Source organism: Tardiphaga sp., assembly GCF_025356345.1.
In the GTDB taxonomy this organism is placed as follows: domain Bacteria; phylum Pseudomonadota; class Alphaproteobacteria; order Rhizobiales; family Xanthobacteraceae; genus Tardiphaga.
Map to the genome: position 1 here is coordinate 1 of NZ_JANXTC010000182.1, position 11,044 is coordinate 11,044.

Below are 11,044 nucleotides of genomic sequence, written 5' to 3' on the forward strand. Positions count from 1 at the left end.
GAAGGCGCCAATGTCGCGATCTGCGCGCGAAACGCCGCCGAAGTGAATGCCGTGGTCGCGCAACTCGCCGCCAAGGGCGTGAAGGCGTGGGGCCAGGCGTTCGACGTCGGCGATCCCGTCGCGCTGAGGCAGTGGATCGACGGCGCCGCCGCCGAATTCGGCGGCGTCGATGCCGTCATCTGCAATGTCAGCGCGCTGGCGGTCGGCGACACCGCCGAAAGCTGGGAGAAATCGTTTCGCGTCGACATGATGCATACGGTTCATTCGGTCGCGGCGGCGCTGCCCTATCTGGAGCAATCGAAGGCGGCCTCGATCGTCATCGTCTCCAGCGTGTCCGGCTTCGAGGTCGACTTCGCAGCGGGCTCCTACGGTGCGATCAAGGCCGCGCTGATCCACTACGCCAAGGGGCTGAGCAGCCAGTTGGTGACCAAGGGCATTCGCGTCAACGCGGTGTCGCCGGGTAATACCTATTTCGAAGGTGGCATCTGGCACAACATTGAATCCGGATCGCCTGAGCTTTATCAATCCACGCTGGCGGCCAATCGCAGCGGACGGTTCGGCACGCCACAGGAAGTCGCGGCTGGCGTAGTGTTCCTTTCGAGCCCGATGGCGAGCCGGATTTCGGGCACCAATCTGATCATCGACGGCGCACTGACCAAGGCGGTCTGACCGGAATTGAAAGCCGCGGCGCCCTTTCCGTCGCAGGGCGTCGCGTGCGAGATGAACTCAACGACCCGACGTTGTGCGCAGCTGTCGTGGTGCCGCGGGACGGACGCCAGCCCTGGTTGGACTGCTTCTTTGGCCTCGACCCGCCTACAATTTATCCAAGCTGCACAAAAAACATTGAACAGTATAGGCGACGCTGGGCGCGTCGATTTTGAAAAAGTATCTGGGGTGATCATGACTGTCGTTCCGGGGCGCGGGCGGCGCAAGCCGCGCGCGAACCCGGAACCTCGATATGTCTAGCGCAAAACATCGCGGGATTCCGGGGGCGATCGCAACTGTCGCTGCGCGCGCCCCGGAATGACAGCGCCAAAGCCCTAATTCGCCTTTTCGATCAGGCTTTCCAGCAACCGCTTCAGATCCGCGGTAGCCTTGTTGCCGTAGTGTTCGGCGATGTGGGCTTCCTGGCTGAGTGCCAGAGCATTCAGACGCTGGGTCAACGCCTTGCCGCGGTCGGAGGAAAACATCACCACCTTGCGGCGGTCGTCGGCGTCCTGCACGCGGTAGACGAGAGCGTCGGACACCATGCGGTCGACCATCTTGGTCAGTGTCGGGTGGTTGAGCAGCACGGCTTCCGCGAGGTCTCCCATCGAATGGCCCTTTCCGTCCGACAGCACCTTGAGAATGCGCCACTGCTCGACCGGCACGCCTTCCTTGCGGAACCGGGCGTCAAGCTGACGGTTGATCTCGCGATTGGCTTGCGCCAGCAGATAGGCCAGATGTTCGGTGATGGGACGGCTCGGCGTCAGCGGTTTGGCCACGGTGCGTACTTCGTGCGTTGAGGGTGGGTGATTATTGGGCGGCTTTGCATGTTCTCTATGCATGCGAATCCTTGAATATTCAATCTTTTCCGAAGCATGTTTTCGGTTGCCGATGATTTTACCGGCGCATAGGCTGGGCGGGTGACGGACCCCGAATCTGGAAAGAACAGTGCCGTGCTCCCATCGTTGCTGCGCGACAAGGCTGGTGGTCCGCCGATGCCGTTTCCCCCGACATCGGATCCGGAACTGTTCGAGCGGCGTGGCTATCGCAAAAAATTGCGTATCGCGAACTTTATCACCCAATCCGGGCCGGCCGGCTTATGGGGACCGGCTGCCACCAACAGCACGCTGCTGGCGGCCTCCGAGATCAACCGTCGCGGTGGTATCCTCGGCCGCGAGATTGAACTCTCCTTTTTCGATGCCGGCGGCGACATCGACGACGTCGTTCGCACTGCCCGTGAGATCGTCTCCGGCGAGGACGCTGATATTATCATGGGATCGCATATCAGCGCCGTCCGCGTAGCGCTGCGAAAAGTCATTGCCGGGCACATTCCCTATATCTACACGCCAGTCTATGAGGGCGGCGAGCGAACCCCCGGGGTGATGGCGATCGGCGAGATTCCACGGATCCAGTCGCGCCCGGCGATCGAGTGGCTGGCCAATGTCAAGCGCGCGTCGCGCTGGTATCTGATCGGCAGCGATTACGTCTGGCCATGGCTCGCCCACAAGGCGACCAAGAAATATATCGCCGATGCCGGCGGTCGTGTCGTTGGCGAGGAGTTCGTGCCGCTGGGCGCTCAGGACCACAGTGCCCAGTTGGCGCGCATTCGCGCAGCGAAGCCTGACGTAGTGCTGATCTCGCTGATCGGCACCGACAGCATTCTGTTCAACCGCGCCTTCGGAAAGCAGGGCCTCGGAGCGAAAATGCTGCGGCTGGGCGGGGCGATGGACGAAACCGTCCTGCTGGGGATCGGTGCGGCCAATACCGACAATCTGTTCTGCGCTTCGGGCTATTTCATTGACGCCGCGTCGCGCGACAATGATGCGTTTCGTGGCCACTACGAATCCGCGTTCGGCCGCCATGCGCCACCGCCAGGGTCGATCGCGCAATCCAATTATGAAGGGCTTCGTTTTCTGGAGACCGTCGCCACGCGTGCCGGGTCGGTAGCCGCGCGGCCGCTGCTGACGGCGGCCGCTAATATCGACTACCAGGGCGCGCGCGGCAATGTCCGCATTCGCCGCGGCAATGCGCGGATGCCGATCCATCTCGCCGAGGCCGATGGGCTGGACTTTCGCCTGATCCAGACATTCTGACTGTTTCCGACCTCAGTCGAAAATTCGCTTTGTAAAATTATACTTGAAAAGGAAAACATTTCCGTTTCTAGTGAAGAGGTCGCCTTCAGCGATCTGACGCGCTTCCGCCTTTCATCCGCGTGTCGCCTTTTCGCAACCTGATCCGGAGAAACCCCTTGTCCGTCGCCCTTCCCACCCCCGATCAAGTGCGTGCCGTTGCCGAACAATGTGGCCTGGCGCTGAGCGATGAAGACGTGGTTTCGTTTCGCGGCCTGATGCAGGGCTCGGTCGACGCCTACAATGTGGTGGCGGCGATGCCGGACGAGGTGCCGGTGGTGAAATATCCGCGCACCCCCGGCTATCGTCCTGGACCGGAGGAAAATCCGCGCAATGCCTGGTACCGCAAGTCGAGCGTCAAGGGCGCCGCCAGCGGCAAGCTGAAGGGCAAGGTGGTGGCGCTGAAGGACAATATCATGCTGGCGGGCGTGCCGATGATGAATGGCTCTTCCACGCTGGAAGGCTTCGTGCCGGATTTCGACGCCACCATCGTCACCCGCATGCTCGATGCCGGTGCCGAGATCGCTGGCAAGGTGCATTGCGAATCCTTCTGCATGTCCGGCGGCAGCCACACCAATGCGACGGGTCCCGTCCATAATCCGCACAAGATGGGCTATTCGGCGGGTGGCTCCTCCTCGGGCAGCGCCGTCGTCGTGGCGCTCGGTGAAGTCGACATGGCGATCGGCGGTGACCAGGGCGGATCGATCCGCATGCCCGCGTCGTTCAGCGGTGTTTATGGCATGAAGCCGACCTGGGGCCTGGTGCCCTATACCGGCGTGATGCCGATCGAGATCTTCATCGATCACACCGGTCCGATGACCGCCAACGTCGCCGACAATGCATTGCTGCTCGAGGTGCTGGCCGGCGATGACGGTTTTGATCCGCGCATTAAGTCGCCGGTCGTGCCCGATTATACCAGGTCGCTTGGCCTCGACATCAAGGGCATGAAGATCGGTATCCTCAAGGAAGGGTTTGAACAGGCCGGCGCCGAAGCCGCCGTCAATGAAAGCGTGCGCGAAGCCGCGAAGCGCCTCGCCAGCCTCGGCGCCATCGTCGAGGAGGTTTCGATCCCGATGCACATGCTGGCGCCGGCGATCTGGACGCCGATCGGTACCGAGGGCATGACCCAGACCATGATGATGGGGGATGGCTACGGCCTCAGCCGCTCGGACCTGTATTCGACCGCGCTGATGGACGCGCACCGGAGCTGGCGTGGCCAGGCGGACTCGCTGTCCGAGACCACCAAGCTGATGCTGCTGTTCGGCACCTATATCAACAACAATTTCGGACCGCGCTATTATGGCAAGGCCGTCAACGTGTCGCGCCGCCTCACCGCGGCCTATGACAAGGCGCTGGAGACCTATGACCTGCTGCTGATGCCGACGACGCCGATCAAGGCGACGCCGCTGCCGGCGCCGGATGCCAGTCGCGAGGATTACATCGCGCGCGCCTTCGAGATGCTGCCGAACACCGCGCCGTTCGACATCACGCATCATCCGGCGATGTCGCTGCCCTGCGGCATGGTCGACGGCCTGCCGGTCGGGCTGATGCTGGTCGGTCGCCATTTTGACGAGCAGACCATTTACCGCGCCGCGCATGCGTTTGAACGCTCCGGCGACTGGAAATCGATGTGAGCGGCATGCGGCAGCGAACCCGGTAATCTCCGCATGGCCAATCTTTTCATCGCGCTATTCGAAATTCTGAGCTTTGGCGCGATCGTGGTGCTGGTCGTGCTCGGGCTCGGCATCATCGCCAGCATGATGGGCATCTTCAATTTCGCGCAGGGCGAATTCGTGCTGCTCGGCGCCTATATCACCTATGTCGTGCATAATGCCGGCGCGCCGGTCTGGCTCGGCATGACCGTCGCGCCGTTCGCGGTCGGCGCGCTCGGTTTCGTGCTGGAGCGGCTGGTGGTACGGCGCTTCTACGCGGCGCCGATCATCGCCATGCTCGGCACCTATGCGCTCGGCCTGATCATCCGCGAGGTCGTGCGCGGGCTGATCGGCGGCCTGTATATCTCGGTGCCGGAGCCGATCGGTGGCTCGGTCAATCTCGGCGCCATGCATTTCGCGTCGTGGCGTCTGGTGATCATTGTCATCACGGCGCTGGTGATGGGGGGCAGCTATCTGCTGCTGGCGCGCACGGCCTTCGGTCTGCGAATTCGCGCCTCGCTGGAGAATCCGGCGCTGGCGCGCGCCTCCGGCATTTCCACCAACGCGATCTACGGCGCGACCTTTGCGTTCGGCGCCGCGCTGGCAGGTCTTGCCGGCGCGCTGATCGTGCCGGTGTTCTCACTGTTCGCCGATCTCGGCCTGCGCTTCCTGATCCAGGGCTTTGTCGCGGTGATGGTGGGCGGCATCGGTTCCTTTGCCGGTCCGGTGGCCGGCGCGGGGCTGATCGGCACGCTCAGCGCCGCGCTGCCCTGGGTGATCTCGCCGGTGATCGCCGACGTCCTCGTCTTCGTGCTTGCCATCATCTTCATCAAATTCAGGCCGCAGGGCCTGATTTCCGGAAAAGGGGTCTGATCGATGTACCGCGACAACAGCCAGCTCAACCGTCGCCGCTTCCTCTCCAACTTCGCCTTCGCCAGTACCGCGATCGCCACCGGCGTCGGCAGCTGGGTGATCCCGGCGGGCTGGGCCAATGCGGCCGCCGGCCCGATCAAGGTCGGCATCGCTACCGACTTGACCGGGCCGATGGGCTATGCCGGCAATGCCGACGCCAATGTCGCGAAAATGGTGATCAAGGAGATCAACGACGCCGGCGGATTGCTGAACCGTCCGCTCGAACTGTATATCGAGGATACCGCGTCGAACGAGGCGGTGGCCGTCGGCAATGTGAGAAAGCTGATCCAGCGCGACAAGGTCGATCTGACGCTGGGCGGCATCACCAGTTCGATGCGCAACGCCATCAAGGACGTTATCGTCTCGCGCGGCAAGACGCTGTACATCTATCCGCAGCTCTATGAGGGCAAGGAATGCACGCCCTATCTGTTCTGCACCGGGCCGACGCCGGCGCAGCAGTGCGACGAATTCATTCCCTGGCTGATCAAGAACGGCGGCAAGAAATTCGCGCTGCCCAGTGCCAATTATGTCTGGCCGCACACGTTGAACGTCTATGCGAGAAAAGTGATCGAGGCCAATGGCGGCGAGGTGGTGCTGGAGGAGTACTATCCCCTCGACCAAATCGATTTCAGCTCCACCGTCAACCGTATCATCTCCAGCAAGGTCGACGTGGTGTTTAACACCGTGATCCCGCCCGGCGTCGGGCCGTTCTTCAAACAGCTCTATGAAGCGGGTTTCTTGAAGAATGGCGGTCGTCTCGCCTGCGTTTACTACGATGAGAATACGCTGGGCATCAACCAGCCCAACGAGATCGAGGGCCTCGCCAGTTGTCTCGACTACTTCAAGGCGCTGGGGCCGGAAGACCCGGTCAGCGCCAAATTGCAGGCGGCCTATGACAAGCAGTTTCCCGGCACCTTCCTGTTCGCGGCCGGCAGTGCCGCGACCGGCACCTATCGCGGCCTGAAATTGTGGGAGGCGGCGGTCAAGGAGGCCGGCAGCGTCGACCGTGAGGCTGTCGCCAAGACGCTCGACCACGCCAAGATCGCAGAGGGGCCGGGCGGGCCGGCCGAGATGGTGCCGGGCCAGCGACACTGCAAGATGAAGATGTACACCGCGGTCTCCAAGGGCGGCAAATACGAGATCGTCGCCCGCAGCGCCGGCCTCGTCGATCCCAAGGAATGCTGACGGGAATGGCGATGAGATTGACAGATCGTAGGGTGGGCAACGGCGCGCTTGCGCCGTGCCCAGGCGTGCCGGCGCGAGGGGCACGACATCGGCACGCCTCGCTTTCCCCACCCTGTGGCGCACAGCGATGACCGAAACTGCCACCCCACTCGCCGCGCCGGGGCAACCGCGCTCAGGCTGGCGTCGGGCCCAACTGCTGCCGACGGTCGAGCTGATCGTGCTGGCGATCGGACTGCTGCTGCCATGGGTGTTGCAGGACTACCTCACCGTCTACGCGACGCGGGTGCTGATCCTCTGCCTGTTCGCGCTGTCGTTCGATCTGGTGTGGGGCTATGCCGGCATCATGAGTTTCGGTCAGGCGCTGTTCTTTGGCTCGGCCGGCTACGGCGTCGCCCTGATTGCACGCGACCTCGGTACGACCTCGCTGGTGTTGGTGCTGCCCGCTGGCCTGTTGATCGGACTGACCTTCGCGCTACTGCTCGGTGGCTTCCTGTTGCTCGGCCGGCATCCCTCCAGCGTGATCTTCGTTGCTTTGGGAACGTTAACCGGCTCTTACGCCGCTGATCGCCTCGCGCGCGGTTGGTATTATCTCGGCGGCCAGAACGGCATCCCCTCGATTCCACCGATGACGCTTGGGACTTACGAAATGACCGAGGGGCCGGCGTTTTATTATCTTGCGCTCGGCATTCTTTTTGCCGTCTATCTCGCCTGCCGCTTCCTGGTTCGCTCGCAATTCGGCCTGGCGCTGGCGGGCCTGCGTGAAAACGAACAGCGTATCGCCTTCTTCGGCTACAAGGTGCAGCACCTCAAGGCGATCATCTTTTCCTTCAGCGGCGCCGTTGCCGGCCTCGCTGGCAGCCTCTACGCCTTCCACGAGGGTTTTGTCTGGCCGAACATGCTCGGCGTGGTGATGTCGACCCAGGTGGTGCTTTATGTGCTGTTCGGCGGTGCCGGCACCCTCATTGGCGCGGTGATCGGCACCATGGTAATCGAGGCGGTGAGCTTCTGGCTGTCGAACGCCTATCAGGATATCTGGCCGATCATTCTGGGCACGCTGCTGCTGTTGGTGATCCTGTTCCGCCCCGCCGGTCTGATCAGCCTGATCTTCAGCGAGCGCGAGCGCGTCGGCCATTTCGGTCGCGCCCCGAAAGGAGGCCGCCATGGTCCTTCTTGAAGCGCGCGGTCTGGTCAAAACCTTCGGCAAGCTGACGGCGCTGAGCGGCGCCGACCTGACGATCGCGGATAATGAATTTCATGGCCTGATCGGGCCGAACGGCTCCGGCAAGAGTACGTTGATGAAATGTATCGCCGGCGCCGAGATTCCCACTAAGGGAACGGTGTCGTTCGGCGGCCGCGACATCACCAATTTCTCGCCGGCCGAGCGCGCCCGCGCCGGCATGAGCCTCAAATTCCAGATCACCAGCGTGCTGCCGGCGCTGACGCTGTATGACAACATCCTGCTGGCGCTGCAGGCGCAGGTCTCGCTGGTCAGTCTGGTGATGTCGCGTAGCCGCGGCATCCTGCATGACAGGGTGATGGCGATGCTGGAGCAGTTCCGGCTGGCCGACCGATCCGCGGACCCGGCCTCGGCGCTGTCGCACGGCCAGCAACAATGGCTGGAGATTGCGATGGCGCTGGCCCCCGAACCGAAACTGCTGCTGCTCGACGAGCCGACCGGCGGCATGAGTCTGGAGGAGCGCCGCGTGACAGGCGAGTTGCTGGCGCCGATCAAGGCGCGCTGCTCGCTGGTGATCGTCGAGCACGATCTCGATTTCATCCGTGACATCTGCGACCGGCTGACGGTGCTCGACCAGGGCGGCGTGCTCGACTCCGGCTCCATCGCGCATATCCAGTCCAGCGCCCGCGTCCAGGAGGTCTATCTCCGCCGTGCCTGATGATAAATTCCTCGACATCCAGAACCTCGACGCCGGCTATGGCCGCAGCCAGGTGCTGTTCGGCGCCTCGCTCGGCGTGCCCTGGCGCGGCGGCGTCGCCATCCTCGGCCGCAATGGCGCCGGCAAGACCACGCTGATGAAGGCGATCGTCGGCGAATTGCCGGTGCTCGGCGGTTCGATCCATCTCGACGGCCGTGACGTCGGCCGGCTGCCGACCGAACAGCGAATCCGCGCCGGCGTCGGCTACGTGCCGCAGGAGCATGCGGTGTTCGCGCGGCTGTCGGTGCGCGACAATCTCGCCGTCGGCGCGTTGACCAACCGCGACAGCGGCGCCGTCAACCGCGTGCTGGAGATCTTTCCGAAACTTGGCCAGCGGCTCGACCAGGCCGCCGGCACGTTGTCCGGCGGTGAACGAAAAATGCTGGCGATCGGCCGCGCGCTGTTGTCGGAGCCCAAGATACTGCTCCTTGACGAGCCGACCGAAGGGGTCTGGATCGGCGTGATCGAGGAAATCACCGAGCGCCTCATCCTGCTGGCGAGGGAGATCGCGGTCGTGATCGTCGAGCAGCATCTCGATCTGGCGCTGCGTGTCGCCAGCCGTGCCTATGTGCTCGATCGCGGCCCGGTCGCTTTGTCCGGAACGTCGGAGGACATCCGCGACGATCCTAGATTGCTGCAATTCCTCGCGCCATGACGTGACGCCTGCCGGTTACTCCGCCGCGATCGCCGGCCGGGAAAGGCGATCGAACACCACTTCACCGCCAAGGATCGTGAGATCGCAGCGGATCTCGGTCTCTAGTTGCTCCGGCGCGCAGGTAAAGATGTCGTGGCTGAACACCGCGATATCCGCCAGCTGGCCCGGCACCAGCCGACCGACCCTGGCCTCGGCGAACTGGGTGTACGCGCCAAAATACGTATAGGCGTGCACGGCCTCTTCCATCGACAGCCTCTCACCTTCGCCAAGCACGGCATGGCGGTTCGACATCCGCGTCGTCATGGTGAACAGGTTCTTGAACGGGTCGGTGGTGGAGACCGGCGCGTCCGAACTGGCGGCCGGATGCAGGCCGGCGTCGACCCATTTTCGCATCGGATAGGCGACGTCGGTGCGGGCCTGGCCGACATTGGTGACGTAGAGTTCGCCGAACTCATACATGAAGACCGGCTGTGGCACCGGATCGATGCCAATTGCCGCCATCCGCGCGATCTGGCTGTCGCTGAGGAAGCCGCAATGCTCGATGCGGTGGCGGCGGCCGAGGACCGGGTTGTCCGGCGTGCCGGCCCGCTCGATACCCGACAGCACCTGCTCGATAGCGGCGTCGCCTATGGCGTGGATCGCGAGCTGGTAGCCGAGCCCGTGATAATGCCTGAGCAAACGGTGCATCTCCGCGTCGGAGTAGCAGAAGATACCGCGATTCTCCGGATCGCCGACCAGATAAGGCTCGGACATCGCGGCGGTGAGGCCGCCGGCGCTGCCGTCGCCGAACACCTTCATGGCGCCGTAGCGCAGCATTCCGACCTCGCGGCCGAAGCGGTAGCCGGCCTCGTGCGCCTGGTCGCCGATGCCATCGGTGTTGCCATAAATGCAAACCCAGACCCGCAGCGGCAGCGTGCCGTTGCTGGCCGCCTCCTCATAGGCCGCGATCTCGTCCATGCCCGAGGTCATGCCGACCGCAGCGTCCATCACGCTGGTAAAACCTTGCGAGAGCATGAACTGGCTCGCTCTGTCGATGGCGGCCAGCAGCTCGTCCTTGCTTGGTCGCGGCGATGCTTCAACGATGAGCCGCAGTGCGCGTTCGGCGAGCAAACCGGTCAGTCTGTTGTCGCGACGCTCGATCAGGCCGCCGTCGGGCGAGGGCGTGTTGTGGCCGATGCCGGCCTCGCGCATCGCGGCGGTGTTGATGACCGCGACATGGCCGCAGGTGCGTGTCAAACACACAGGGTTGTTGGGCGCGACCGTGTCGAGCTCCTGGGCATTAGGGTGCCGGCGCTCTGCCAGTTCGTTGTGATCATATCCGCGCCCCTTGATCCATTCGCCGGGTTTTGCGGTCTTGGCCTTTTTGGCAACACGGCGAAGGATTTCGGCGATGCTGTTGGCACCGCTCTCAGGGCGCAGATTGATATGGTTCATGGTGAGGCCATAGGGAAGCAGATGCATGTGCGCATCGTTCAGCCCGGGCGTGGCCACGCGGCCGGCGAGATCGATGATCCTCGTCTCGGCGCTGGCCATTTCGGAGATCTCCTTTACGCTGCCCGTCGCGAGCACCTTGCCGTCCGCCATCGCAATTGCGTCGACAAAACCTTCCTTGAGGCCACAGAACACGCGCCCTCCGGTCAGGATGAGGTTGGGTGTTTCCATGTCATCGGTCTTTCTGGTGAGCCAGGCGCGGTCGATGTGTCGATGGGGCGGGGGATGCCGTGATCGCCGGCGCTGCCGGTGGTTGGGATCGTGAAAGTGTTGTAAAATGGTAAACCCAAAATATTCCGGGGGGCAAGGCCGCAGAATGAGCAGGGCGCGCCTGCCAATTCGGTACCGTGGCGCTATTCGGAATGGCGGCGTTCACCTGCT

Annotated in this window: 10 protein-coding genes; 8 read left to right on the plus strand and 2 right to left on the minus strand. The window is 63.3% G+C overall.

What is annotated here, in order from left to right:
* Window positions 1–669: SDR family oxidoreductase (locus Q0S16_RS10690; RefSeq protein WP_295847994.1), on the plus strand; the 669-nt coding region annotated here is incomplete at its 5' end.
* A gap of 371 nt (window positions 670–1,040) precedes the next feature.
* Here the strand turns inward: Q0S16_RS10690 and Q0S16_RS10695 are convergent.
* Window positions 1,041–1,484, minus strand: coding sequence for a MarR family transcriptional regulator (locus Q0S16_RS10695; RefSeq protein ID WP_295847996.1), 444 nt, complete (start codon window positions 1,482–1,484; stop codon window positions 1,041–1,043).
* Window positions 1,485–1,700: 216 nt separating this feature from the next.
* Between Q0S16_RS10695 and Q0S16_RS10700 the strand changes: the two genes are divergently transcribed.
* From Q0S16_RS10700 to Q0S16_RS10730, 7 genes are all read left to right on the plus strand, one after another.
* Window positions 1,701–2,798: a substrate-binding domain-containing protein gene (locus tag Q0S16_RS10700; protein ID WP_295848015.1), complete on the plus strand. Its 1,098-nt coding sequence runs from the start codon at window positions 1,701–1,703 to the stop codon at window positions 2,796–2,798.
* Window positions 2,799–2,953: 155 nt separating this feature from the next.
* Window positions 2,954–4,468: an amidase gene (locus tag Q0S16_RS10705; protein WP_295847997.1), complete on the plus strand. Its 1,515-nt coding sequence runs from the start codon at window positions 2,954–2,956 to the stop codon at window positions 4,466–4,468.
* A gap of 33 nt (window positions 4,469–4,501) precedes the next feature.
* Window positions 4,502–5,359 (plus strand): branched-chain amino acid ABC transporter permease, encoded by an 858-nt coding sequence (locus tag Q0S16_RS10710; RefSeq protein WP_295847999.1) that lies wholly within the window; start codon window positions 4,502–4,504, stop codon window positions 5,357–5,359.
* Window positions 5,360–5,362: 3 nt separating this feature from the next.
* Window positions 5,363–6,583: a substrate-binding protein gene (locus Q0S16_RS10715; protein ID WP_295848001.1), complete on the plus strand. Its 1,221-nt coding sequence runs from the start codon at window positions 5,363–5,365 to the stop codon at window positions 6,581–6,583.
* A gap of 127 nt (window positions 6,584–6,710) precedes the next feature.
* Window positions 6,711–7,757, plus strand: coding sequence for a branched-chain amino acid ABC transporter permease (locus Q0S16_RS10720; RefSeq protein ID WP_295848004.1), 1,047 nt, complete (start codon window positions 6,711–6,713; stop codon window positions 7,755–7,757).
* Complete coding sequence (locus Q0S16_RS10725; protein WP_295848007.1) at window positions 7,744–8,478, plus strand: ABC transporter ATP-binding protein; 735 nt, start codon at window positions 7,744–7,746, stop codon at window positions 8,476–8,478. Before Q0S16_RS10720 ends, Q0S16_RS10725 begins: the two co-directional genes overlap by 14 nt.
* Complete coding sequence (locus Q0S16_RS10730) at window positions 8,471–9,172, plus strand: ABC transporter ATP-binding protein (protein ID WP_295848010.1); 702 nt, start codon at window positions 8,471–8,473, stop codon at window positions 9,170–9,172. Before Q0S16_RS10725 ends, Q0S16_RS10730 begins: the two co-directional genes overlap by 8 nt.
* A 15-nt stretch (window positions 9,173–9,187) precedes the next feature.
* Here Q0S16_RS10730 and Q0S16_RS10735 read toward each other — a convergent pair whose 3' ends face one another.
* Window positions 9,188–10,834 (minus strand): amidohydrolase, encoded by a 1,647-nt coding sequence (locus Q0S16_RS10735; protein WP_295848013.1) that lies wholly within the window; start codon window positions 10,832–10,834, stop codon window positions 9,188–9,190.
* Window positions 10,835–11,044 lie beyond the last annotated feature (210 nt).

What these genes read in the sequence shown, in the direction of transcription:
- Q0S16_RS10710 (WP_295847999.1), top strand. Translation starts at nt 4,502, where the DNA reads ATGGCCAATCTTTTCATCGCGCTATTCGAAATTCTGAGCTTTGGCGCG.
- Q0S16_RS10715 (WP_295848001.1), top strand. Translation starts at nt 5,363, where the DNA reads ATGTACCGCGACAACAGCCAGCTCAACCGTCGCCGCTTCCTCTCCAAC.
- Q0S16_RS10735 (WP_295848013.1), bottom strand. Translation starts at nt 10,834, where the DNA reads ATGGAAACACCCAACCTCATCCTGACCGGAGGGCGCGTGTTCTGTGGC.
- Q0S16_RS10725 (WP_295848007.1), top strand. Translation starts at nt 7,744, where the DNA reads ATGGTCCTTCTTGAAGCGCGCGGTCTGGTCAAAACCTTCGGCAAGCTG.
- Q0S16_RS10720 (WP_295848004.1), top strand. Translation starts at nt 6,711, where the DNA reads ATGACCGAAACTGCCACCCCACTCGCCGCGCCGGGGCAACCGCGCTCA.
- Q0S16_RS10700 (WP_295848015.1), top strand. Translation starts at nt 1,701, where the DNA reads ATGCCGTTTCCCCCGACATCGGATCCGGAACTGTTCGAGCGGCGTGGC.